Origin of the sequence: Halobacillus dabanensis (assembly GCF_900114165.1) — a bacterium.
GTDB lineage: Bacteria > Bacillota > Bacilli > Bacillales > Halobacillaceae > Halobacillus > Halobacillus dabanensis.
This window is the reverse complement of sequence record NZ_FOSB01000003.1, coordinates 1-24605: the sequence shown is the minus strand read 5'-3', so window position 1 is coordinate 24605 and position 24605 is coordinate 1. Positions and strand designations below refer to the sequence as shown.

At 41.6% G+C, this 24605-nt stretch carries 20 protein-coding genes, 16 tRNA genes, 2 rRNA genes and 3 riboswitches; of the genes, 5 read left to right on the top strand and 33 right to left on the bottom strand.

The features are described 5' to 3' along the window. Positions 1 to 10: 10 nt before the first annotated feature. Positions 11 to 1906 carry a PrkA family serine protein kinase gene (locus BMZ58_RS06070; RefSeq protein ID WP_075035668.1) on the bottom strand — a complete coding sequence of 632 codons (1896 nt, stop codon included), beginning with the start codon at positions 1904 to 1906 and terminating at the stop codon, positions 11 to 13. A gap of 692 nt (positions 1907 to 2598) precedes the next feature. Beyond that, positions 2599 to 2778, bottom strand: coding sequence for a hypothetical protein (locus BMZ58_RS06065; RefSeq protein WP_075035667.1), 180 nt, complete (start codon positions 2776 to 2778; stop codon positions 2599 to 2601). A 202-nt stretch (positions 2779 to 2980) separates the two neighbouring features. Here BMZ58_RS06065 and BMZ58_RS06060 point away from each other — a divergent pair, with 202 nt between their 5' ends. From BMZ58_RS06060 to metE, 3 genes are all read left to right on the top strand, one after another. After that, entirely contained in the window at positions 2981 to 3796 is an 816-nt protein-coding gene (locus BMZ58_RS06060; protein ID WP_075035666.1) for a lipoate--protein ligase family protein, read from the top strand. 19 nt (positions 3797 to 3815) lie between these two features. Then, entirely contained in the window at positions 3816 to 4760 is a 945-nt protein-coding gene (gene lipA / locus BMZ58_RS06055) for a lipoyl synthase (protein WP_075035665.1), read from the top strand. Between the two features lie 398 nt (positions 4761 to 5158). Continuing rightward, a riboswitch (SAM riboswitch) is annotated at positions 5159 to 5264 on the top strand. A 57-nt stretch (positions 5265 to 5321) separates the two neighbouring features. Continuing rightward, a riboswitch (cobalamin riboswitch) is annotated at positions 5322 to 5509 on the top strand. Between the two features lie 139 nt (positions 5510 to 5648). After that, positions 5649 to 7961, top strand: coding sequence for a 5-methyltetrahydropteroyltriglutamate--homocysteine S-methyltransferase (gene metE / locus BMZ58_RS06050; protein ID WP_075035664.1), 2313 nt, complete (start codon positions 5649 to 5651; stop codon positions 7959 to 7961). 122 nt (positions 7962 to 8083) lie between these two features. Here the strand turns inward: metE and sspO are convergent, their stop codons facing one another. After that, positions 8084 to 8242 carry a small acid-soluble spore protein O gene (sspO, locus tag BMZ58_RS06045; RefSeq protein WP_075035663.1) on the bottom strand — a complete coding sequence of 53 codons (159 nt, stop codon included), beginning with the start codon at positions 8240 to 8242 and terminating at the stop codon, positions 8084 to 8086. 93 nt (positions 8243 to 8335) lie between these two features. Next, positions 8336 to 8512, bottom strand: coding sequence for a small acid-soluble spore protein H (locus tag BMZ58_RS06040; protein ID WP_075035662.1), 177 nt, complete (start codon positions 8510 to 8512; stop codon positions 8336 to 8338). A gap of 289 nt (positions 8513 to 8801) precedes the next feature. Between BMZ58_RS06040 and BMZ58_RS20775 the strand changes: the two genes are divergently transcribed. Beyond that, positions 8802 to 8969 carry a YfhE family protein gene (locus BMZ58_RS20775; protein ID WP_139207300.1) on the top strand — a complete coding sequence of 56 codons (168 nt, stop codon included), beginning with the start codon at positions 8802 to 8804 and terminating at the stop codon, positions 8967 to 8969. 184 nt (positions 8970 to 9153) lie between these two features. Here the strand turns inward: BMZ58_RS20775 and BMZ58_RS06035 are convergent, their stop codons facing one another. From BMZ58_RS06035 to BMZ58_RS05980, 11 genes are all read right to left on the bottom strand, one after another. After that, the gene (locus BMZ58_RS06035) at positions 9154 to 9408 is read right to left on the bottom strand and encodes a hypothetical protein (RefSeq protein ID WP_075035661.1); all 255 of its coding nucleotides are present in this window, start codon (positions 9406 to 9408) and stop codon (positions 9154 to 9156) included. 416 nt (positions 9409 to 9824) lie between these two features. After that, complete coding sequence (locus BMZ58_RS06030; RefSeq protein WP_075035660.1) at positions 9825 to 10301, bottom strand: tRNA (cytidine(34)-2'-O)-methyltransferase; 477 nt, start codon at positions 10299 to 10301, stop codon at positions 9825 to 9827. A 51-nt stretch (positions 10302 to 10352) separates the two neighbouring features. Then, positions 10353 to 11222 (bottom strand): amidase domain-containing protein, encoded by an 870-nt coding sequence (locus BMZ58_RS06025; protein ID WP_083412568.1) that lies wholly within the window; start codon positions 11220 to 11222, stop codon positions 10353 to 10355. Positions 11223 to 11418: 196 nt separating this feature from the next. After that, the gene (locus tag BMZ58_RS06020) at positions 11419 to 11967 is read right to left on the bottom strand and encodes a methylated-DNA--[protein]-cysteine S-methyltransferase (RefSeq protein ID WP_075035659.1); all 549 of its coding nucleotides are present in this window, start codon (positions 11965 to 11967) and stop codon (positions 11419 to 11421) included. A gap of 70 nt (positions 11968 to 12037) precedes the next feature. Continuing rightward, positions 12038 to 13171 carry a tRNA epoxyqueuosine(34) reductase QueG gene (gene queG, locus BMZ58_RS06015; protein ID WP_075035658.1) on the bottom strand — a complete coding sequence of 378 codons (1134 nt, stop codon included), beginning with the start codon at positions 13169 to 13171 and terminating at the stop codon, positions 12038 to 12040. Between the two features lie 16 nt (positions 13172 to 13187). After that, complete coding sequence (locus tag BMZ58_RS06010; RefSeq protein ID WP_075035657.1) at positions 13188 to 14894, bottom strand: ABC-ATPase domain-containing protein; 1707 nt, start codon at positions 14892 to 14894, stop codon at positions 13188 to 13190. Positions 14895 to 15034: 140 nt separating this feature from the next. Continuing rightward, positions 15035 to 15108, bottom strand: a tRNA-Gly gene (locus BMZ58_RS06005). Positions 15109 to 15876: 768 nt separating this feature from the next. Then, entirely contained in the window at positions 15877 to 16776 is a 900-nt protein-coding gene (locus BMZ58_RS06000; RefSeq protein ID WP_075035656.1) for a DMT family transporter, read from the bottom strand. A gap of 83 nt (positions 16777 to 16859) precedes the next feature. Continuing rightward, on the bottom strand, positions 16860 to 17312 hold the full coding sequence (locus tag BMZ58_RS05995) for a hypothetical protein (protein ID WP_075035655.1): 453 nt from the start codon (positions 17310 to 17312) through the stop codon (positions 16860 to 16862). A 669-nt stretch (positions 17313 to 17981) separates the two neighbouring features. Beyond that, entirely contained in the window at positions 17982 to 18509 is a 528-nt protein-coding gene (locus BMZ58_RS05985; RefSeq protein ID WP_139207299.1) for a hypothetical protein, read from the bottom strand. A 299-nt stretch (positions 18510 to 18808) separates the two neighbouring features. After that, positions 18809 to 19981, bottom strand: a complete 1173-nt coding sequence (locus tag BMZ58_RS05980) for a TraB/GumN family protein (RefSeq protein ID WP_075035652.1) — start codon at positions 19979 to 19981, stop codon at positions 18809 to 18811. A gap of 135 nt (positions 19982 to 20116) precedes the next feature. Continuing rightward, a riboswitch (purine riboswitch) is annotated at positions 20117 to 20218 on the top strand. A gap of 59 nt (positions 20219 to 20277) precedes the next feature. Here BMZ58_RS05980 and ade point away from each other — a divergent pair. Then, positions 20278 to 22008: an adenine deaminase gene (ade, locus tag BMZ58_RS05975; RefSeq protein WP_139207298.1), complete on the top strand. Its 1731-nt coding sequence runs from the start codon at positions 20278 to 20280 to the stop codon at positions 22006 to 22008. A gap of 41 nt (positions 22009 to 22049) precedes the next feature. Here ade and BMZ58_RS05970 read toward each other — a convergent pair whose 3' ends face one another. The 18 genes from BMZ58_RS05970 to BMZ58_RS05885 form a co-directional block, all read right to left on the bottom strand. Further along, the gene (locus BMZ58_RS05970) at positions 22050 to 22487 is read right to left on the bottom strand and encodes a DUF559 domain-containing protein (protein WP_075035650.1); all 438 of its coding nucleotides are present in this window, start codon (positions 22485 to 22487) and stop codon (positions 22050 to 22052) included. A 208-nt stretch (positions 22488 to 22695) separates the two neighbouring features. Continuing rightward, positions 22696 to 22777, bottom strand: a tRNA-Leu gene (locus BMZ58_RS05965). Between the two features lie 9 nt (positions 22778 to 22786). Beyond that, positions 22787 to 22860 (bottom strand) — tRNA-Cys (locus BMZ58_RS05960). 61 nt (positions 22861 to 22921) lie between these two features. After that, positions 22922 to 22993, bottom strand: a tRNA-Gly gene (locus BMZ58_RS05955). 7 nt (positions 22994 to 23000) lie between these two features. Beyond that, positions 23001 to 23075, bottom strand: a tRNA-Gln gene (locus tag BMZ58_RS05950). 25 nt (positions 23076 to 23100) lie between these two features. Continuing rightward, positions 23101 to 23176, bottom strand: a tRNA-His gene (locus tag BMZ58_RS05945). Between the two features lie 14 nt (positions 23177 to 23190). Next, positions 23191 to 23261, bottom strand: a tRNA-Trp gene (locus BMZ58_RS05940). A gap of 18 nt (positions 23262 to 23279) precedes the next feature. After that, positions 23280 to 23365 (bottom strand) — tRNA-Tyr (locus BMZ58_RS05935). Between the two features lie 17 nt (positions 23366 to 23382). Next, positions 23383 to 23458: transfer RNA gene (locus BMZ58_RS05930), tRNA-Thr, on the bottom strand. Positions 23459 to 23464: 6 nt separating this feature from the next. Beyond that, a tRNA-Phe gene (locus BMZ58_RS05925) sits at positions 23465 to 23540 on the bottom strand. 16 nt (positions 23541 to 23556) lie between these two features. Beyond that, a tRNA-Asp gene (locus BMZ58_RS05920) sits at positions 23557 to 23633 on the bottom strand. A gap of 16 nt (positions 23634 to 23649) precedes the next feature. Further along, positions 23650 to 23726 (bottom strand) — tRNA-Met (locus BMZ58_RS05915). Between the two features lie 50 nt (positions 23727 to 23776). Continuing rightward, a tRNA-Val gene (locus BMZ58_RS05910) sits at positions 23777 to 23852 on the bottom strand. A gap of 6 nt (positions 23853 to 23858) precedes the next feature. Beyond that, positions 23859 to 23933 (bottom strand) — tRNA-Glu (locus tag BMZ58_RS05905). 9 nt (positions 23934 to 23942) lie between these two features. After that, positions 23943 to 24035 (bottom strand) — tRNA-Ser (locus BMZ58_RS05900). Positions 24036 to 24039: 4 nt separating this feature from the next. Beyond that, positions 24040 to 24114: transfer RNA gene (locus BMZ58_RS05895), tRNA-Asn, on the bottom strand. An 11-nt stretch (positions 24115 to 24125) separates the two neighbouring features. Next, a 5S ribosomal RNA gene (rrf, locus tag BMZ58_RS05890) occupies positions 24126 to 24239 on the bottom strand. A 161-nt stretch (positions 24240 to 24400) separates the two neighbouring features. After that, positions 24401 to 24605: ribosomal RNA gene (locus BMZ58_RS05885) — 23S ribosomal RNA — on the bottom strand; the annotation flags it as partial.

Below are 24605 nucleotides of genomic sequence, written 5' to 3'. Positions count from 1 at the left end.
TCGTGGCTCTTTACCTATTCAATAGGCTTCCCACATATTTAAGTAATTCATTGGCAGAACTAGAATTATAGCCATGTTCATCAATAAGGGTAGCAACCACTTCATTGATTTTTTTCAATTGTTGTTCATCAGGTGTTTTCGTTGAGGTTGTGATTTTCACGACGTCTTTAAGGTCTGCGAAAAGTTTCTTCTGAATTGCTTCTCGCAATCGCTCGTGAGATTGATAATCGAACTTCTTACCTTTACGGGCATAAGCAGAAATTCTAATTAAAATTTCTTCCCGGAAAGCTTTTTTCGCGTTCTCAGAAACACCGATTTGTTCTTCTATGGAACGCATGAGACGTTCATCAGGGTTCAATTCTTCTCCAGTTAATGGATCTCTTAGTTTCGCTTTATTACAATAAGCTTCAACGTTATCTAAATAGTTATCCATCAGTGTGACAGCAGACTCTTCATAGGAATAAACGAAGGCCTTCTGCACTTCTTTCTTAGCTATTTCATCGTACTCTTTTCTCGCTAAAGAAATAAAATCAAGATAGCGATCTTTATCTTCACTGGAAATGGACGCATGGCTTCCTAGGCCGTCCTTAAGGGAACGTAACACATCAAGAGCATTGATAGATGTTAATTCTTTTTTGATGATGGTTGAGGAGATACGATTGATCACATAGCGGGGATCGATGCCACTCATCCCTTCATCTGAATGCTCTTTCTTCAACTCCTCCACATCGACATCACTGAAACCTTCTAAAATTTCACCATCATACAGACGCATTTTCTTAAGTACATCGACAGACGCTTTCTTCGAATCTTTCAAACGTGTCAAAATAGTAAACATTGCCGCAACCCTAAGTGTATGTGGTGCAATATGCACATCACGAATATCACTCTCACGGATCATTTTTTCATAGATTCGCTCTTCCTGACTAACCTTCAAGTTATAAGGAACAGGCATGACAATCATACGCGAGTGCAAAGCCTCATTTTTCTTGTTGGCAATGAAAGAACGATACTCCGCTTCGTTCGTATGAGCGATTATCAGTTCGTCTGCTGATATGAGAGCGAATCGACCTGCCTTGAAGTTCCCTTCCTGCGTCAAACTGAGCAAGTGCCAGAGAAACTTCTCATCACATTTCAGCATTTCCTGAAACTCCATGATCCCACGGTTCGCTTTATTCAATTCCCCATCAAAACGATAGGCACGCGGATCAGATTCCGAACCATATTGAGCAATCGTCGAGAAATCAATAGAACCTGTTAAATCAGCTATATCTTGGGATTTCGGGTCTGACGGACTGAAGGTACCAATGCCTGTACGCTTATCCTCTGAGAAAAATACCCGTTCAACCAAAACATCTTCAATCCTGCCACCATACTCTGTTTCCACCCTCATCGTATTCAATGGGGAAAGACTACCTTCAATACGGATTCCATAGTCCTCCTGGAAATCTTTACGCAAGTGATTAGGGACGAGATGTAAAGGATCCTCGTGCATCGGACAACCTTTAATAGCAAAAACCGCTCCCTCATCCGTATGTGTGTACTTTTCCATCCCTCGTTTAAGCATGTTTACAAGTGTTGACTTACCACCACTTACCGGTCCCATTAATAAAAGGATACGTTTTCTGACATCCAACCTTCTAGCAGCAGGGTGGAAATACTCTTCCACAAGCTTCTCCATCGCCTCATCAAGCCCATAAATATCCTCATCAAAAAACTTATACCGCTTATGATCGTGCTCCTCTACAACCCCCGCACTCTTAATCATATTATAAACGCGGGAATGGGCGGATTGAGCTAAATACGGACGCTCTTTCAATAGATCCAGGTATTCTGCGAACGTACCTTCCCACTTAAGTTCTTCTTCATGTTCCCGGTGGTCTTGTATTTTCTTTAAAATGTCCACTTCGCGACCTCCCCCGTCGTAAGAGACGAATTTTAATACATCCTATGCCTGGCTAATGTAAAACATGTGTAAATTAGAAATGTGGAAGCGGCCTGGTAGACACGACAAGCATAAGACAAACGGCGCAGTGGTGTGCTTTTCCACCACGGAGGCGGTTGACTTATGATCTCGAGTGTCTGGCCGCTGCAACTGGACTATGAAGCGAAATGCGGAGACACCTTGGGAGATGCGACAAGCATAAGACAAGGTACGTAGTGAAGTGTTCTTCTTCACGCAGCACATTGGCTTATGTCTCGAGCATCTAGGTGTCGGAGCTGGACACAACTACAGAAATGTGGAAGCGGCCTGGTAGACACGACAAGCATAAGACAAACGGCTCAGTGGTGCGATCTTACACCACAGAGACGGTTGACTTATGATCTCGAGTGTCTGGCCGCTGCAACTGGACTATGAAGCGAAATGCGGAGACACCTGGGGTGATGCGACAAGCATAAGACAAGGTGCGTAGTGAAGTGTTCTTCTTCACGCAGCACATTATGTCTCGAGCATCCAGGTGTCGGAGCTGGACAAAACGGCTTGTTATCACGTCTTAGTTTCAGGAGGGGATAAATACACCCTCTGTACAACCCTATGCCCTTTTTTGCTGTTCATGCCATAAATGTGCTTCCAAAAAAAGAGGACAGCTTTCCAGCTCAGTCCTCTTCATAGTCCTTTTCTTGTATATACCTGCGCCTTTTTGACAATCCCATCACTAGAAAAGCAACAAATAGAAATAAGTTCAGCCAACGAAAGTCATCATAAAAGATAGCAAGCAGAGCCCAGATGGCTGCACTGACCAAGAAAAGGATACTGGAAATTAATGTTTGATTCATGATGATCCCCCTTTTCTTTATTATAAAGCAAAAAACACCTGATGTATGTCTAAGCCTCGCTATGAGCAAGTAGTCCTAATTAAGCAAAAAATGTCTTATTTTACTTTGCTAGTAAATTTTGACACGATCATAGACCCTTGTTAGAATTGTTTTGAATATTTTAATTGGGTAAAGTGCTCCACAAAAGAAAGAAGGACTGCATATGGAAAAATGGTACTTTGTCGATTCAGGTCACTGCACCCCTGCCATTAATATGGCATTGGACGAGGCCTTGATGAAATGGCACCGCCAGGGCGACATCCCTCCCGTACTTCGTTTTTACGGATGGCAGCCTGCGGGTCTCTCGGTAGGATATTTTCAGAAGGTAAAAGGGAAAATTGATTTGGAAGGTGTCCAAAAACATGGATATGAACTTGTTCGGCGTCAGACAGGAGGACGGGCTGTCCTACATGACAACGAACTCACATATAGTGTTATTATCTCAGAAGATCATCCGGACATGCCCGCTTCGGTAAAAGAAGCCTATCTCGTTATCTCCAAAGGATTACTAGAAGGTTTTACGAATCTGGGCATACACGCAGAATTTGCTGTTCCAGAAGGTAAATTAGACGTGGAAGGCTCTGCGGTCTGTTTTGAAGAACCCTCATGGTATGAACTCATTGTCGAAGGAAAAAAGGCAGCGGGAAGTGCTCAAACGAGGAAGAAGGGGATCATTTTACAACATGGTTCCATTCCCATTGATGTCGATGATGTAAAACTTTTCGATATGTTCATCTATAAAAATGAACGAATTAAAGAACGTGCACGGAAAGCTTTCAGTAACAAAGCTGTTGCAATCAACCAAATTGCTGAGTCCCCTATCACTTTTGATGAAACGAAGGATGCATTTAAAAAGGGATTCGAGAAAGGTCTGAACATCGAATTAGAACCATTCGAACTCTCCCAAGAACAATGGTCGGAAGTAGAACGAATAGCTGCAGAACGTTATCAAAATGATGAATGGAACTACTCTCGATAATTAATAAGGAGTGAAAAAATTGGCCAAAAACCAAGATTACATAAGAAAGCCGGAATGGTTAAAAATTAAAATCAACACAAACAAATCCTATACAGGCTTGAAAAAACTGATGCGCGATAAAAAACTCAACACGGTTTGTGAAGAGGCACGCTGCCCGAACATCCATGAATGTTGGAGTGAACGTAAAACCGCTACGTTTATGATCCTTGGTGATACGTGTACACGTGGTTGCCGCTTCTGTGCAGTGAAAACCGGTTTACCTAATGAACTTGACTGGGGAGAGCCAGAACGTGTCGCAGAATCTGTAGAAATCATGGGACTGAAACACGTTGTCGTTACAGCAGTTGCTCGTGATGACTTGAATGATGGTGGGGCAGCTGTGTTTGCTGAAACAGTTAAAGCCATTCGCCGTCGTGTACCTGGATGTACAGTAGAGATCCTTCCATCTGATATGAAAGGTGACTACGAAAGTCTGCATACACTCATGGAGGGAGAACCAGATATTTTCAACCACAACATTGAAACTGTACGTCGTTTGACCAAAAAGGTTCGAGCCCGAGCTATGTATGACCGTTCTCTGGAATTATTACGCCGTGTTAAAGAAATCCGCCCGAACACACCAACAAAATCAAGCATTATGGTCGGCCTTGGTGAAACGAAAGAAGAAATCGTCCAGGCAATGGATGACCTTCTTGCTCATAACGTCGATATCATGACGATCGGTCAATATCTTCAACCTACGAAAAAGCATTTGAATGTAGAACGCTATTACCACCCGGACGAATTTGAAGAACTGAAACAAATTGCCCTTGAAAAAGGGTTCAGGCATTGCGAAGCAGGGCCTATGGTACGTTCTTCATATCACGCGGATGAGCAAGTGAACACTACCTCCGCTCAACGTCGAATCAAATATATGCAAGGATACGAGTCACAAGGAAAAGAACTCGATAAAACAAATTTCTAACTTTTTTCTATTAAAGAAAATGCATACCATCTCCAGCAAGCACCCTGTAGGGTAGACAATAAATAAGTCTGCCCTACAGGGTGCTTTTCTGTACGAGTACAAATTCAAATGGTGTCTAGCTGAAACCTCATGTATTGGAAAAATCTTTAGATTTAGGCCATTGTCCTATAGGTGAATTCCCCATTTTCAAAAGAAATAGTATGGAATAAAAATTTTTAAAACGCTTATGAAATCCTTAAAACTTTTTGGGACCATACACTCTCCCTGCAACATATCAGTAAAAATTGCAAAAATCACCTCACTCCAAATACACCTAATCAGCTCCCCAAAAAATCAATTCCCTATTTGACACCTTCCACCTCCCATGCTAGTATGCGTTTAATCAATCCAATAACAATCTCTTATTCAGAGTGGTGGAGGGACTGGCCCGATGAAACCCGGCAACCGATCAATGTTTGATTGTGGTGCTAATTCCAGCAAAGCAGCAGCTTTGAAAAATAAGAGGGGTATTCTCGAACCGAAACCTCTCTTACAGGAGAGGTTTTTTTATTGAAAAAAACGGAATATCGTAGTTTCACAGGTGTTGAACCTATTCAGGTTCCACTTAAAAGGGAAGCCCGGTGAAAATCCGGCACGGTCCCGCCACTGTAATCGGGAGCAACCTGCAAAGATGTCACTATTTTCGGATGGGAAGACGCAGAGTTGTGAAGATCGAGAGTCAGGAGACCTGCCTATGAAACGCACACATTATCCTACGAGGAATAGGAACGTGTTGGCATGATACAGGGATCGTCTGTTTTTTTGCCCCCCATGTCCACCTCGTCATCTCTCTTGTAGGAAAAGAGAGATTTTTTATTGGATTGAAATATGAGCTTGGAGGAATGGGAAATGAAAAGGAAAAAGACAATCAGTTCAAACATCGGTTATCCGAGGATTGGAGAAAAGCGTGAATGGAAAAAGGCGTTAGAAAGCTTTTGGAAAGAAGAGATAACAGAAAATGCGTTAATTGAAGAATTAGAAACTCTCCGCTTGAAAGATCTTCAAAAACAAAAAAATTTGGGCATTGACCTCATCCCTGTCGGAGACTTCAGCTATTACGACCATGTGTTGGATACTGCTGTCATGTTCGGTTTCATCCCCCGCCGTTTCCTTACTTCGGAGAAAAAGAGTCACCTTCAGACCTACTTTGATATCGCTCGCGGAAATAAAGATGCCATAGCTTCAGAAATGACTAAATGGTTTAACACCAATTACCATTACATCGTACCTGAAATCGAAGAAGATACAGAACCACAGCTGACAGAAAACCGTCCGCTTCACTACTATCTTGAAGCAAAAGAAAAGCTCGGTATTAACGCTAAACCCGTCTTGCTTGGTCCATTTACCTTTTTAAAGCTTGCTAAAGGGTATGAACAAGAAGAATTCAAAAGTTTGCTGGATACACTTGTCCCCTTATACATACAAGTGCTGCAGGAACTGGATAATGCGGGGGCAGAATGGATTCAGATCGACGAGCCGATTCTTAGTACTAATTTAACCGAGACAGACCTCAAGCAACTAAAAGAAGTATATCAACAGGTAAACAATGGTTGTCCTGAAGCTAAAATTCTTTTACAAACGTACTTTGAAGCGGTTGATCACTTTGAAGATATCACCTCTCTTCCTGTCCAGGGGATCGGGCTTGATTTCATTCATGATGACGGCGTTAACCTTGCTTCATTGAAGAAATTCGGATTCCCAAAGAATAAAATACTCGCAGCCGGCCTTATCAATGGGCGGAACGTATGGCGAAGCGACTTAAAAGCGACGTGGAATCAGCTAGAAACCATCCGCTCAAAAGTTTCTGACGACCAGCTGATCATCCAACCCTCTTGCAGCCTTTTACATGTGCCTGTGACGACTTCCTCTGAAGAAGAAGTAGAAGCTCCATTAAAAGGAGTCCTGGCATTTGCCGATCAAAAATTAGAGGAAATTTCACTTTTAACCAATGGGGTCAATAACGGAAGGAAATACATCGATGCAGATGTAGAAAAGCAGACAAAGAATCTAGAAAGTTTTTGGGAATTAAGCCACCGAAGAAATACAGAAGTGCAAGCTGAAGTAGAAACATGGCATGATAAAGAACCCACACGTAATCTTCCTTTTGCAGAACGCCAAAAAGTCCAGCAAGACTATTTCAACCTTCCGCTACTGCCGACAACAACGATTGGAAGCTTGCCACAAACGAACGAGATTCGCCAAGCTCGTTCACGGTACCGTAAAGGATTACAGTCACCGGAGACTTACGAAGATTTCATAAAGGCAAAAACATCCGAATGGATCGATCGCCAAGAAGAAATAGGTCTCGATGTATTAGTGCACGGAGAATTTGAGCGGAACGATATGGTCGAGTACTTCGGTGAAAAACTAGATGGTTTTGCATTCTTAAACTATGCATGGGTCCAATCCTATGGTTCCCGCTGTGTTAAGCCACCGATTATATACGGTGATGTGCATCTTCCGGAACCGATGACGGTTAACGAAATAATCTATGCCCAGTCGCTTACAGATAAACCAGTGAAAGGCATGCTTACAGGACCGATTACGATTTTCAACTGGTCGTTCGTCCGTGAAGATATTAGTCCATTTGAAGTAACCAAACAGATTGCCTTAGCTCTGAATAAAGAAGTTCAACATTTGGAGAAAAACGGAATCCACATGATTCAGGTGGATGAACCAGCATTAAGAGAAGGTTTGCCACTTAAAAAAAATAAACAAACCCAGTATCTGGACGAAGCTGTTTATGCCTTCAAACTATCTACATCAGCTGTGAAAAATGAAACACAAGTCCACACCCATATGTGTTATTCCGAATTCGGGGATATCATCCATACCATAAGCCGATTGGATGCCGATGTTATATCCATAGAAGCAGCACGTAGTCACGGAGAATTGATTGCTGACTTCGAAATATTTTCTTATGACAAAGGGATCGGTCTTGGGGTCTATGATATCCATAGTCCACGTATCCCGAATGTAGAGGAGATGGAAAAAAGCATCACCAGGGCATTGCGAGTCCTTGACCCTCACCAATTCTGGGTTAATCCAGACTGTGGTTTAAAGACACGGGGAATTGAAGAAACAACAGCGTCATTGAAGAACATGGTGGAAGCCGCTCGTCTAGTGAGAGAAAAACAAGTTTCCCTCATAAATGGAGACTAAAATTGGTTCAATAATCCAGCGCTTCTTTTAAAAAAAGACTGTCCCACTAGTCTTTCTGCAGACTATGGGACAGTCCTTTAATACAATGGACCCTCCATCAACTTAAGAGTTAAATCAAACATTTACTGCCGTTTTTTTGTTTTTTTATTGTTATGCTTCTCATTTGCCGTTAATGGTTCATTCGCAAATTCATGATCATATTGTCTTGATAAATTTCCCCTTAGCGCTTGTTCATCACTCACTCCACCATTCAACCTCTTCTTTTTCCTGTCTTTCCCCATCTAAACACCTCCTGTTCAATCGTTCCATGAAGCAAGAACACCTCATTCTTTCTTCCACCCCATATAAGTGCTCAATGGGTGCTGCAACAACAACTATTCCAGGAGATCGTTCACGGAAACACTTTGTTTGTTTTCTGGATTATCAAGAGGGTGCACGGTAGCTTGACCAGTTTGTTGATCTACATGTTCAATATAAACCTTCCCACCGTTAAGAGTGACATTAGACATTGTGGGAGAAGAAGCGATTTCCTGTGCTCGTTTTGCATCCATACTTCATGACCTCCTTTATCCGCTATTTTCCGTTTAAAAATGACAATTATACAAATTTGTAATCAAAATCAGATGGCAGAACCTATGTAAATCAACAATGCAGTGCTATCAAATGAAGGATAGAGGAATTTCTTTCATTTTTTCTAAAGTTGAGGAGATTGGTGAACCAAAAGCCTGAAGAAACGAATTGGATTTTCACAGGAGTACTTCCTAAGAGCACGTGTTTATCAACCCTTTATAGAGGGTAAGTATTGCATATAACCCAATTCCAATAGAAAGGATGAACTCTATGTCCAAAAAAACTCAGTATCAACCTATAGGAGGAAATGGGGAGGAACCATCCGACGCTCAGGAAGTTATTTATCCAAAAGAATTTAAACAAGCAGATATTGCTGGCGGATATCGACAATCTGAAGTAAAAGAAGCCAAAAAGGAAAATCCTAATTTAAAAAGATAGGACATCTTAAAGCAGCTTTTCTTAAAGCTGCTTTTTTTGCGAGTTGGCTTCCTCCTTCACCGAAGCTAACTCGCTACTCGCTAAACTATACATACAAAAATAATAAATAAGAAAACCCCGAATAAGAGCCCTTTTTACAGTAGCCATTATTCGAGGAGCATGCACCATAAGGGACTTTTATTTTTTACCAGGGACCTCCTCCATAATAAGGAGGACGGCCGTAATATCCACCATAGTAAGGCGGTCTACCATAATACGGAGGCGGATATCCTCCTCCATATCCTCCTCCGTACCCTCCATAAAAACCAGGGGCAAGGGCACCGCCTATAAAACCACCTAGTAATCCGCCAGCAAAAGGCCCCAAGAAAAAGAAGCGTTCTTCCTCATCTCGCAAGTCATCTTCCACTGGGTACGGATAGTAATATTGGTATTGATTCATTCATACTCCTCCAATCCAACCTTGGTTATTCACCTACCCTTCACTCTATGTAAATGCCCGCTGCTACGTATAGGCACTTGTCATCCCTAAAGGATAATTTTAACTGGACAAATAATTCACATTCACTTATAAATAGGGTATAATACTAATTAACAATGCTTGTCTGGTTACATAAAGGAGGATCTTTCATGAATTTAACATTGATCATTCTTGTCTGTGTCGCATTTCTTACAGCGATTTTTGCTGCTGGATATGATACGAAGGCAGGTACACCAAGAAAGTAAACTTTTCTAAAACGCATCCATTTTTGGATGCGTTTTTTATGTACCCTTACAAAGAGCGAAGCTGCATTATGTCCGAGTTCTATTTTCATCCCTATTGAAAAAAGCGGCCATTATGGGCCGCTTTTTGATTTGTCACTTAATTAAATTTGGAAAACCTTGCTGCTTCAATGCATTGAACAAAATTATCGAAGCCGTATTCGAAAGGTTCAACGACCTCACTTGGTCAGTCATCGGGATCCTGAGACAACGATCTTCTAAGCCTGTCAACAGTTCTTTCGGTATCCCGTCACTTTCTCGGCCAAAGACGAACAACAAATCTTTTTCTATATCACTGAAATCAAAATCAGCGTAAGATTTCGTGCCGAAGTTTTCAATATAATAAAATTCACCTTCCGGAAAGACAGCATAGATTTCGTCAATCGAATCATAATAGTGTACGTTTACTTGGTGCCAGTAATCCAGCCCTGCACGTTTTAACATTTTATCATCTGTCGAAAAACCAAGTGGACGGACGAGATGGAGTTCTGAATTTGTAGCAAGGCAAGTACGAGCGATATTTCCGGTATTGGCTGGTATTTCCGGCTGGAAGAGTACAATATGGTTAGCCATAGATGTCACCTCAGTTTAATCTTAGTCAACTAGATTATTATACCATACTCTTCAACCATCAATTTTATAAAATTTGTATTGGATTTCGGGAGTATATGCAGTCGAATCTTCATAAGCCCAGTAGCGATGACGACTATTGTATGTGTGAGCATTTACAAGAGGCATACCATTTGCGTCTTTCTTTACTACGAAAGTATTGTGGTCGAATCTCCCGTTCCCCTGAAAGTCGTAACAAATGACATCACCAGGCGAAAGTTGATCAGCAGAAGATACCTCCGTAGCAGTCAGTCCTTGTCTTGCTCCACCTAAATACCAACGGAGCGCATGGGCAACAGACCAACTGTAACTCCAGGTCCCTCTTCCGTACCACCAACCTTTTGTCCTATTTGGAGCCCCCCACGTAGGTGCGCCTCCTGCTCGCAAACATTGGGATACATAATTCGTACAGTCCACATCGAAATGTCTGTAGGCCGGGTTATAACTGTCCCACCAGCGATCCGCGTACCGAACAGCTTCTCTTCTATTATAAGTAAAACGGTGTGCTTTCTGTTCCCGCTTCTCTATAAGATCTGCTGGAAGTGGCTTAGAGGAGCTTTCTCCACCTTGCTTCTCTGTTGTAATCCAGTGGTTTAACCATCTGTCCCCTACAAAATGTGCCTCCCCCCTGTAGTGTCCCTCTTCTAAAAAATCGTACCTCCCTGCTTTCACTAATAATGAAACACTCAAGAGATAACGGATATACGTGTGATTTTCATAAGCACGTCGATGATAAGGATGGATATGAAAAGTAATCCGCTGAAGGTTTTGCCCTCTCTCTTCTATGCCCTGAACTTTTTTCTTTAACCATTTTTCGTCTTCTTGTTCAAACAGACGATCGATCACCTTTTCCCAATATAATTGTATTTGGTATGTATGAGACATGTCTCTCCCCTCCTTTTACATCTTATGATAGATAGAAGAAGACATGTATACCAAAAGCGAAAGCGCCTTGATCATCGCTGAAGGTGAACTCGCCTGGACGTTCTTTTCTCAAAGAAGATTGATTTAAAACCTCGAATGATAGGCGCACGAAGCTACATATAACAAAAAGCAGCTTATCCGGTTAGGAGAAGCTGCTTTATTGTTTCTGTATAATGGTATGGTGTTGCTTTTCAAATTCTAATAGTTGTTGTTTCTTTTCTAAACCCCCGGCGTAACCGACTAGTTTACCGTTACTTCCGATTACCCGGTGGCAAGGAACAACGATAGAAAAGGGGTTTTGGTTAACCGCTCCTCCAACTGCCCTGATTGCTTTCGGGGCATGCATGGAAGCAGCGATGTCTTTATAGGAACGTGTTTCACCAAACGGCACATGATAGAGAAGAGTTCTCCATACTTGCCGTTGGAAATCTGTTCCATAACAATTGAGTGGAACTTGGAACTCTGTTCGGTCTCCAGAAAAGTATTGGAAGATTTCTTTCTTTATTTGTGCTACATATTGATGGTCGGGGTCGTATACCAACTCCCCTTTGAGGAAATGTTTCTTTTTCCAAGATTGATAGGTAGCGAGATGACATTCGTGATGTCCATAGTCAATTCGGCACACTCCCTCATCATTCGCTAGTACAGTGATTGGGCCCAAAGGAGTTTCGAAAGAGTCATAGTACAAAAAAGAATGATGGTTCATATATAAACCCCTTCTTTAACAGTTTTTTCTATTATACAAGAGCTTTACTACATTGAAAAGGTACATTTGTTTATTGTTGTTGAAATCGAACGCCCTTTTCCATTTCAAAAAGCACCTGTTCATCTTGTTCATGCTCCCTTGCTTCTTCAATCGCCTGGAAGCATTCAGGTTTGCCGATTTTTCCTAATCCCCATGCAGCTGTACCACGGATGACCGGACGAGGGTCGTCTTTCATCAAACGAATGAGTTCACCCACAGCAGTTTCATCACGATAATGAGCCAAAGCCAAAATAGCATTCCGCTGAATCGGTTTTTTTCCACGCCAGGAGCCAGAGATAAAACCGAACTTTTCTTTGAACTGTCGGTTAGATATGGAAAGCAGTGGAGTCAACTTTGGTTTAACGACTTCAGGATCCGGTTCAAATTCTTCATGATGGTGAAAATCTATCTTACGGTTTTTCGGACAAACCGTCTGGCAAGTGTCACACCCATAAAGACGGTTGCCGATTTTCGTGCGAAATTCATCTGGCAGGAAATCTTTCGTTTGAGTCAAAAAAGCGATACACCGCTGAGCGTTCAACTGTCCACCCTGAATAAGTGCACCTGTCGGGCAGGCGTCGACACATATGTTACAGTCCCCACAACTGTCATCTACAGGCTCATCAGGTACAAAAGGAATATTCGTAACAAGTTCCCCAAGATATACATATGAACCGAATTCTGGAGTGATCACGGCACAATTTTTCCCACTGAAGCCAATCCCAGCACGTTCAGCTACTGCGCGATCCGAAAGTTCCCCAGTATCCACCATAGATTTCAACTCGACCTCAGGAAACTTTTCTTGTAAAAATGCACCCAGACGTTGGAGACGATCCCGGAGGACATCATGATAATCTTGACCCCAGGAAGCCCTGCAAAATATTCCCCGCCGGTCTCCCTTCTTACTTTTCGGCGCATTGTGCATTTTGGAAGGATAAGCCAGGGCGATGGAAATAATGGACTGGGCACCCGGAAGTAAGCGAACAGGTTCCGTTCGTTCCTCTACACTGCCTTTTTCGAAACCGGATTGATATTGTAATTCTTCTTGTCGCTTCAAACGGGACTTCAGTTCACCAAAAACATCTGCAGATGCAAAACCTATCTTATCGATGCCGATTTCTTTACTGTAAGCGATGACTTCTTCTTTAAACTGATGAAAATCCACCCTGACCACCTCCTTTCTATCGTAAGTCTTTTACTTTAGCAGTCCGAATTCTGTTGAGCGTCGCCGCTATCTCAAACCTTCTAGGTCTTGCAAGTTCACCAGGGTGCTGGTCTTTGAAAGGTGCGAAAAAAGCTAAACCTTCTTGATCCAACTGTCGATCAATGTAATCTAACAGTTCATTTAGAGAATGACCGTGCTTCAATATCTCTTTTTTATCTAAATGTAACAAAAGGTCAGCAATCAAGCGCGTTTGAGAAGAATCGACCAACTGTTCGACGTTATCAAGCGCAATATCCTCTTGACCCATCAGTATCTTCTTAAGGCCTTTCGCTTGAACCTTTTCTTTTTTCCCTTTCCGTGTCTGTAGGCTTGATGGTAAAAAGGTGCGGTTCGGTACTTGACCGAATCTCGTTTCATCAGATTCCATGCGACTATTTGGATATTTGCCGGCAATCTGTTTTGCTTTTTCGGTGACATTATGAGGGATATATTGATCCATCATGATAACATCATCTGCAACATTAAAATAATCTCCCGATCCTCCCATGACGAGAATCGTAGAAACGCCTAAATCATCACGCATCTGCTTGATTTTATTTATAAATGGTGTGATCGGTTCTTTTTCCTTCACAACAAGTTCTTGCATACGTTCATCTCGAATCATGAAGTTGGTGGCACTTGTATCTTCATCAATCAATAAACTGGAAGCACCCGCTTCTAATGCCTCTACTACATTTGCAGCTTGCGAGGTACTCCCACTTGCATTTTCTGTAGAAAATGTAGTGGTATCTGTACCGTGAGGCAAATTCTTAATAAATGGAGAGATATCTACAGTGCTCACCTGACGCCCATCCTCAGCTCGAACTTTTACAGCAGATGGATCCGTCAAAACATATTCGCGACCGTCCCCTGCTATATGAGGATACACGCCTCTTTCCATCGCATTCAAGAGGGTACTTTTACCATGGTAACCCCCACCAACAATCAAAACAATGCCTCGCTTCAAAGCCATTCCAGTCAGTGGCTCCTCCCTGTGAGGGATATCGAACGAGACTCGATTCTCTTCAGGGCTCTCGAATGGTACAGCCTTCTTCATCGGGCGTTGGCTAATTCCGCTTTCCCTAGGAAGGATAGCTCCATCGGCGACAAAAGAAATCCAATCATTTTCCTTCATCTTATTCAAGATTGCTTCATGCTGATCAGCTAATTGGCACACGGATTCAATCTCATCGCTTTTGATTGAAAAAATAGATTGTTTCATAATTTCCGGGATAATGGAAAAGAACAGCTTCTCTGCCTGTTTTCCATTTATTCGTCTTCCGTTAGCAGGAAGGCCAACGGTTAGACAGACTGTCGTGTCCCCTTTATTCAAGGATACAGAAGTCCGCTCGAGGATTTCCTGACCAGGTTGATCGATAGCGACCATTCCACTCTTCCCAGACCCTTTGACACTCGTTTGCGTCTTATTGATTGTTTTGGCTATCTTCCTTGTGATTAAATCTTCCGCATAATATTTCCTTCGGCCCTTCTTCCACTCCTCCGATATTTTGAAGTCGCGGTCGTTAATTCTTAAACGAATTTTCGAAGGGGCTGCAAAAGGATCTCCCTGTACATAATCAATCAAAAGGTCGAAGTTTCTAAATGAATATTTCCCCTGAATTTGTTTATATGCTTTATAGCTTTTTCCATCTATTTGCGTTAATTGCTGTTGTAGTTGCTTCACAGTGGATTCCTCCTAAGAAATAAAGATCTACTATAGGTTTTATCCAATTTCCATCATTAAAAAACGCAATGCTTCGTTACCCATTTAACGAAACACTGCGTTGGTTCACATAAGTATAATAAATGCATCACAATAGTGATTGGAGCGGGTGAAGGGAATCGAACCCTCATCATCAGCTTGGAAGGCTGAGGTTTTACCACTAAACTACACCCGCATAATAATAAATTCATTAGCTTTGTTTGTGTATGTCCAAACCATGCCCCTTCCTCTTCAAGAAGTTTCGAGGAAGTAAATCGGGCGGTGCAACTCGTTGCTTACTCGGCAGAAGCATTGCTCGTGGCTGAGGTTTTACCACTAAACTACACCCGCATTAACTTTGTTTGAGAAGTTGTTCGGACAACTTTTATCGATTACAATTGTAATCATAACATTCGAAATCTAGTGACGCAACATGAATTTTACGTTTTTTTGTCGAAAATTACTAGAAAACTAATTATTTTTAATATTAATATCCATTATATCAGCAGATTGTTCATTTAAACATTTTCATAGCTGATTTTCTTTTCCCCCTATGCATTCCCCCTTATCGTGATCATTCCGATCCGGTCTTTTAGGTTGGAGAATGGGGTGTGGAAACTCCCGCCAAAAGAGGATAGGCGACTTATTTCCACTGCCCCTTATTCTCACAAGAGTGATACTATTCCCAGGAAGCATTAACTTTTTTTAGATTGGTGAATATAAATCATGGAAAAAGTAAGAAAAGCTAAAAGGTGGATCGAGTCGATAAAAAGTTTGAAAAGGTCGATTAACACGGGGGCATCCATAACGCCTCACCTCCATAAACAAAATCGTGGCCCATTTATTTCCGGGATGATTCATGAATAGGAGCTCGATGAAGAGGATATCAAGTGTATGAGAGAATTGGAGTTTAGTTGTTTTCCTTAATCTGCTTCTCTTGCACACTATTTATTCAACTTTTTCCTTAAGTCCCCCCCAATTCTTTATGAATTCTTTTGGAACGTGTAGTCAATACCACTCCTGCCATTACTCCTACCGCTCCGATCACCTGCATGTGTGAAATCGTTTCTTCTAGCCAAAGGGAAGCTCCTATCATCGTCACCACAGGAAGAAAATTGAGAAACACGGACGCTTTTGAGGCACCTAAACGGTCAACCGCTACATTATAAAATAGCAGCGCGAGTAGGGATGGAAATATTCCTAAATATAGAAAACCTCCTACGTAGTCCACTTGCATTAAGTTGGGTATTCCAAAGATAAACCATTCTATAGCTAAAAATGGCAATAAGGTTAATAAAGCAATCCCTGTCATTACGAACACTGCTGCAATGGGATGAAAATTACGCATGACTTGTTTGACTGCAATGGAATAGATCGCCCAACACGCAATGGCACCGACCATAATCCCATCGCCGATATTCCAGTCAATTGTGGCTAATTGTACAACCTGACCATCAATGACCACCCATAAAGCACCAATAAAAGATAAAGCTACCCCTCCTTTTTGTAATGGGTGTAAACGCTCTTTTAAGACAAAACTACTTAAGATTACAGTCAACACTGGGATGATCGTTTCTAATACAGATACATTTGTAGCGGAAGTGAATTGTAAAGAAGCATATATAAACGTATTAAAAAAAGCCACCCCTGTAAGGGTCATGACCATAAATGGCTTCCTATGTTTTAAAAAAAGTGGGCGATCCTGCAACGCACGCTTATAAGCTATCGGAAAGAGAATAATAAAAGCAACAAACAACCGAAAAAAAGCAATGGTGAACGGAGGGAGATCATTGATCGCCTTCCCCGTCAATATGTTACCAGCATAAAAAATCACGACAAAAAACATCAATATGTATGGATACATCGAACTCCCCCTTTTTCTATTATTAAATGTAACATAATTTTCCCTGCATACTAAAAGCCACCTAGAAGGCGGCTTTGGCTTTACTATAAAATCAATGTATTTTTCAATGCAGCGATTAGATTTTCAAAATCTTCGTTGACTTGACTAGCTATGTCCTGCCGCTCATAATCTTTGTTCTCTGCTCGTGAAGATCCAGGTTCAATCAACAACGTCCTTCCTCCCATGAATACTACTTCAATCTTACGAGGAGGGGTATTCTCCGATAAGCTATAGTCCTCGAAATACTCTTTCATTGATATGATTTTCTCTGTAAATAAGGTCTCTTTCTTCACTGACATATCCTGAGCTAAGCTTAAAACTGTTAACGTACGGTCATTTCGATTTACGATAAACAATTGATGTTGGTCTGAATCAATAATCTCCAAAGCACGATATTGGTCAGATTCGAACAGATCTTCCGTAAATTCCAATACAGCAACAGTTCTCAGTTTGCTCAACTCTTCCGTATCTAGCCTACTCTTAAGAGCGTTGGACATTAATGAAAACCTCCTAAAATAATAGTCAGTTTTCTAGTCCCCGCAAATAAAGATATGCAAACAGGATACTAAAAAAATAAACATATTTTACCATAAAGTGAACCATCGGAATTTTATTTTCTCCGTATTTACGACAGGATTCTCTTTTACTTTTCCTAAAGTGACATTCCTGCTAAAAAAATTAATGAAAGGAAGTACAACAAGGTGGTTATGGAAATAGGATTAAGTTTAAATCGAAACAACTCTATACTATAAATTTCTTTTCCGTCTCCAAAAACCTGATTATCCACATTAGCATAACGTTACCAATTAATTCATTGAATTGCATAAACCATATAAGAATGAATACCAAAAAACCAATGTTAAACTGAGCGTCCGTCCATGTCCAACCAAGACTCTGGGCTATTAGAAAGGTCAGAATCCCTTCTATAGCAAAAATTGAACCGATTATTCCACTTATGAGCATCCCTTAGGCATATGAACAAAAAATCTTTTTTCTAAATAATCGACAATATGAGCTCCTATTATAAATTAGAAAGATTAGTGATATGGTAAATAAACTTGCAACCCAAATATTTTGAAAGGTTTCCTCCCCTTTCGCCTCATTTTGTTGATGGAAGCTGTAGTATTTTGAAAGAATCCTATAAGATTATTCTCTACATGGCTTTTCTACAATTGCTCCGAAAGAAATTCGAATGGCCTAACAGCCTGCTTGTAAAAATCAAAACTGTGATCTGTTATCGTCTTTTCTAACTTTTTCTGAGCTGTAGAAGCCAGTTTCTTCAATTCCTCATCATCCGTAAGCGCTAACAACTCCTGGATCATTTCCTGCTTCTTTTCGCTATCCTGTTCCAACTCCTTCCACTCTTTATCTGTATTGACATCATGCTTTTTCAGGTCTTCCCTCACGCCTCTTCCAAGTCCAATGATCAGTTGTTTCGCTTCTTCGTTATTTTCAATACTAGTTTGAATAGATCTCACCGTACGGGTATCAACCATTTCTTTATTAGAAACGTCTACTTCCATCTGGTCTTCTTTTTCTATATAAACCGTTTCATACGTCTCTTCCTTCTCCATCACATTTGGAATTGCATTTACTTCTGAATTTTCATTTTGATCCATTTCTGTTAACTGCCAAATACCGAAACTTAATAGCATTACCCCAAGTATGGAGGTCCCTTTTACAAATTTACTCATCATCCATCCCTTTCCCTGTTCATCCCCTACGGCCCTATGTGTTTCACTTTTCTGAAATATTTGTAACATGATTGTAACATTACAAAAAATTACTGTAAATAAGTGGAGGTCAAACAAAGGTGTAGAATGCTCTTGAGGATACGTAATAAAATATTGAAAAGAAGTATTTCTTCTCTTCTTAATGTTTTACGTAAGATATCAGGTGGGGATCCGGATGTGACTGTTCAGGACATTCATCCATTCATTTAATATTTTTTCACCAATAAAAAAAGAGAAGCTCAAATGGCTTCTCTCACTTCTTATAAGTTTTCAAAGAATAGGCGAATCACATCGGCTCCACCTATAAATGTTCCTAAAGAACTTCCGATATTAGCGAGAACGACAACAAGTAAAATCCTGGTCACTTTGTTATTCCAAAAACCTTTAACACTTGTTACATCATCAGACAATGTTTCGAAATCAGAGACATTTGGTCGCCGGAAGTAGGCCTGTACAATTCCGGCGAACCAGCCTGCTGCAATCAAGGGGTTCAAGGAAGTTATCGGTGCCATGATGAATGCCGATAAAACCGCTATGGGGTGAGCGAGAGCTACCGCCGCGCCAATGGCAGAAAATGATCCATTCCACAGCACCCAACTAATCGTCTGCTGCGTTCCTGCGGCAGGATTGGCCCAGAAAGTATAAAGTATGATAGATAATATAAGCAATGGAATTGTCCAACCGATGATTTTAGGAACCTTTGATTTTTTAGGGCGTCTTCTCAGCTGATTTAAATCATGTTCCTTAAAAATCTCTTTCTTTATACCAGGGACATGAGCAGCCCCTAGAACTGCAACTACTTTCTGTCCTGGAGCATCTTTGATCTTTTGAGCAAGATACTGATCCCTTTCATCAATTAATGGCTTCTTCAAGGTTGGAAAGTTATCCGTCAAATCCTGGAGCATTCCATCAAGCATATCTTGTGATTTCATTTTCTCTAACTCTTCTTCAGAAATTTTGTCGTTACTGAAGATCCCATAAAAAATGGACAATAATAGCTTCATTTTTCCACCGAAGCCTATATTCCCCCATATTCTCGAAAAAGTAATTTGAATATTTCGATCAGCTAATACAAGTTCTGCTCCCACTTCTTCCGCCGATTCAATCCCCTGAATCATTTCTTGGCCAGCTTGAATACCAAACTGCTTAGCCATTTTCCTTTGAAAAGAAGAAATGGCTAAGTTCACAAGAAGAAGTGTAGCTTTTTTATTTTTAATTACTTCAAAGATATCTGTGTTCTTCCAACGATCCCCGTCTTGAATAGACTGAAACCTTTGTTCATCCAGTTCGACACATACCGAATCAGGTTGTTCTTCTTCGATTACTGTTTTAACTTGTTCAGCACTCGCCTTGGATACGTGAGCCGTACCAATAAGGATATATTCTTTATCATCTATAAGAATTCTCGTAATGTTATCTTCCAATGCAGACATTTGAACCTTCCTTTTATGCGTACCGATTATTTTTACTCTCCCCTCTAATATTAAACTAGATGAAGACAAATGAGAATCCTTTCCCCTAAAAACATTGTATTGACAATCATCTATTTGAAAGATAGAATCTCCTTTAATTAAAATACTTTTGCCTTACGTATAAATTTGGAAATAAGGTCCAAATGTCTCTACCAATCCACCGTAAATGGTTTGACTACGAGAGGGATTTTCTGCTTACAGATCATTCTTCTCTTGCTTTCTCTGTACGGTAAGAGCATGAAGAGGAGATGTTTAATATGAATATAGATACCATAACGAAACAAATAAAAGTAGCAAGTAAAAAGATGCCTGCAGATATAGTGATCAAGAACGCCAAAATCATTGATGTATTCAATGGTGGGATTTTTCAGATGGATGCGGCGATTACTGATGGATATTTTGCTGGTTTTGGCGAGTTTGAGGGAAGAGAAGTTATCGATGCCGAAGGGCAATACATGGCTCCTTCCTTCATTGATTCACATGTACACATCGAATCTTCCATGGTTCCACCTTCAGAATTTGCTAAAGTAGTTATCCCTCATGGTGTGACCACGGTTATCACTGATCCGCACGAGATAGCAAACGTATCAGGCTCAGAGGGTATCCAGTTTATGTTGGATGACGCCAAAGAAACGCCGTTGGACTTTCATTTTATGCTTCCATCAAGTGTCCCCGCCACGCCCTTTGAAACATCCGGAGCAGAATTACAGGCATCCGACCTGCAACCTCTCCTCAAAGACCCACAAGTACTTGGGCTCGGCGAAGTAATGGACTATGCTTCACTCAGAGATGCTGCCCCTGATTTATTGGAAAAAATCGTTCAAACGATCAAAAGAGGAGGTTCAATCGACGGCCATTTGGCAGGATTAGATGAAGAGGCAGTTGACTTATATTCCAGTGCAGGAGTTCAGACAGATCATGAATGTACCACACCACAAGAAGCATTCACACGTCTTCAACGGGGAATGTATGTAAGTTTCCGAGAAGGATCAGCTGCTAAGAACCTTCTAGCACTCCTGCCTGCAGTCACCGAAAAGAACGCCAGACGCTGCCTTTTCTGCACAGATGATAAACATGTCGATGACCTTATTAATGAAGGTAGCATTGATCATCACATTCGCTTAGCCATAACCAGTGGTTTAGACCCGTTAACAGCTATTCAAATGGCAACACTGAATGCCGCCGAATGCTACGGACTTAAGCATAAGGGAGCAATCGCACCAGGATATATCGCAGACTTCTTACTCTTTGAAGACTTGTATGATCTGAAAGTTACACAAGTTTTTAAAGAAGGGAAAAAGGTAGCCTCACATGGAACCTTTCACAAAGAAATACAACACATAGCAAAAACAAAAAAGATTACGAACAGTGTCCATATTCCAGAATTATCAAAAGAACAATTGCGTATTCCTATGAATACCTCACAAAAAGGAAACGTTATAAAAATCAATAAAAACCAACTTATAACGGATCACCTTATTGAAAAAGTTGAGGTGGAATCAGGTTATTTCCAATCATCTGTGCAAAATGACCAATTAAAATTAGTCGTCGTCGAGAGACATTCCAGGACAGGGAACATCGGGCTTGGCATAGTAAAAGGAATGGGAATGAAAAAAGGAGCGATGGCTACAACCATTGCCCATGATTCTCACAACATCATCGCTGTGGGTACAAACGATGAAGACCTTATTAAAGCCATTAAACATATAAGGGACATTGGCGGAGGTATGACTTTATTCAATGAAGGAAAGCACCTTACATCCTTACCCCTTTCGATAGCAGGACTTATGTCAGACCAGGGATACAAAAAAGTGGCCCAGCAATTGACAGAAATCCATAAAGCCCTTGCCCATCTTGGTTTTAAAAAGGACTTCAACCCATTTCATACCCTATCATTTCTAGCTTTACCTGTCATTCCAAGCCTGAAACTTACAGATAAAGGTCTTTATAGTACAAAGGAAGCGAAACACATTCCTGTATCTCTCTAAACAAAAAGAAGCCAGGCAAACGCCTGGCCTCTTTCTTATTCCTAACTGGAGTTGGACTTACTTGTCATCTCTCTGCTCACTTTTTCAACAATTCTAGAAAGGTCCTCGTCAATTCTTGCACCACTAAATCTCATAACTGTCCACCCATGGTTCTTAAGATAAGATTCTTTTTCCCATTCCCGCTCCCATACGTCGGAAGAAATAAGAAAATCATGTTCTACAGCTTCCACAGCAATCTTCAACTCAGGAAAAGCCACATCAATCGTGTACTGATCGCACCGATACTGAAGAGTCGGTTGCAATCCATGGGATAGAAAACCTTCATAAAGCTTACGGACCAAAGTAGAACTGAACACCTCTGACTCACTTAATGTCGTATCTTCATTCTTATCTTTCACACGCAGTGTCAACAATATTGCAAGAACCATGAGCGACATAAAAGCTGCATACTCGATAAACATGGTTAGATTCATATTCATCACCCACTACTATTCTATCCAACAACCACCCCTTCTTATTCATTGAATAATAAATCGGAATGGACAAACTGATTACTTTTCTCTGTCTCAAACAAAAAAAGCTACAATTCTACAGAAGAAAATTTTATCTAAAATTTATATTTTTATAATTTGATAGACCATAAAAAAGCCAGGGCTTTGATTTCTCAAAGCCCTGGCTTTTTGTTAGTACCGGTGGCCGGGGTCGAACCGGCACTCCGTGAGGAACACGATTTTGAGTCGTGCGCGTCTGCCAATTCCGCCACACCGGCATGTGACTATGGAGGCGGCAACCGGAATCGAACCGGTGATAAAGGAGTTGCAGTCCTCTGCCTTACCGCTTGGCTATGCCGCCATATCACGTTCAATTACGATTGTATCATATTCATGTAAGAATGAATATGTGAATTTTAAAGAGCGGGAGACGGGATTCGAACCCGCGACCCCCACCTTGGCAAGGTGGTGTTCTACCACTGAACTACTCCCGCAATATAGTGGCTGGGCCAGCTGGATTCGAACCAGCGCATGACGGTACCAAAAACCGTTGCCTTACCGCTTGGCTATGGCCCAAAAAGTAGTTTCTTTATTTTATTAATGGGGCGGTTGATGGGAATCGAACCCACGAATGCCGGAACCACAATCCGGTGCGTTAACCACTTCGCCACAACCGCCATGATTTAAAAAGCAGGGGTAGTAGGAATCGAACCCACATTGACGGTTTTGGAGACCGTAGTTTTACCATTAAACTATACCCCTATTTAATTTAAAATAAAATGGTGGAGGGAGTAGGACTCGAACCTACGAACCCGATGGGAGCGGATTTACAGTCCGCCGCGTTTGGCCAACTTCGCTATCCCTCCACGCTGAAAAATTCAGATGGTGCCGGCCAGAGGACTTGAACCCCCAACCTACTGATTACAAATCAGTTGCTCTGCCAGTTGAGCTAGGCCGGCTTTTAGTGGTGGCTCGGGACGGAATCGAACCGCCGACACACGGATTTTCAGTCCGTTGCTCTACCGACTGAGCTACCGAGCCAAACTATGTATTAAAGTGGCGGTCCGGACGGGACTCGAACCCGCGACCTCCTGCGTGACAGGCAGGCATTCTAACCAACTGAACTACCGGACCAGGAAAATGAATAATTTGGTTGCGGGGACAGGATTTGAACCTGTGACCTCCGGGTTATGAGCCCGACGAGCTACCAGACTGCTCTACCCCGCGATAATGTAGGAAATTTTATATGATTCCCATTATAAGATCAATCGTTTGAATGGTGGAGGATGCAGGGTTCGAACCTGCGACCCCTTGCTTGTAAGGCAAGTGCTCTCCCAGCTGAGCTAATCCTCCTATAAGTGGTGACCCGTACGGGATTCGAACCCGTGTTACCGCCGTGAAAGGGCGGTGTCTTAACCACTTGACCAACGGGCCTAAGCTTGATGGCGGAGAGTGAGGGATTCGAACCCTCGAAACCGTGGTAACGGTTTACACGAATTCCAATCGTGCTCCTTCGGCCAACTCGGACAACTCTCCATAATGGCTCCAACGGTAGGATTCGAACCTACGACCGATCGGTTAACAGCCGATTGCTCTACCACTGAGCTACGTTGGAATATTTTCGAAACCTGGCGACGTCCTACTCTCACGGGGGTAAACCCGACTACCATCGGCGCTGAAGAGCTTAACTGCTGTGTTCGGCATGGGAACAGGTGTGACCTCTTCGCCCTCATCACCAGATCTCTTTTAGTCTCTGTTTTTTAGGGACAAGATATATTATATTGCCCTTCAGAGTAAAAATCAAGGGGAAATTTCAAGTTTTTTTGAAAACCCTCAAAACTGGATAAGGAAACATTCTATGATGAAAAAGTAACTATCTTTTCACGAAAGCTATCTATAGGATAGATAAGTCATCGATCCATTAGTATCCGTCAGCTCCACGTGTCACCACGCTTCCACCTCGGACCTATCAACCTCATCGTCTCTGAGGGATCTTATTTGCTTAAAGCAAAGGGAAATCTCATCTCAAGGGGGGCTTCATGCTTAGATGCTTTCAGCACTTATCCCGACCACACGTAGCTACCCAGCGATGCTCCTGGCGGAACA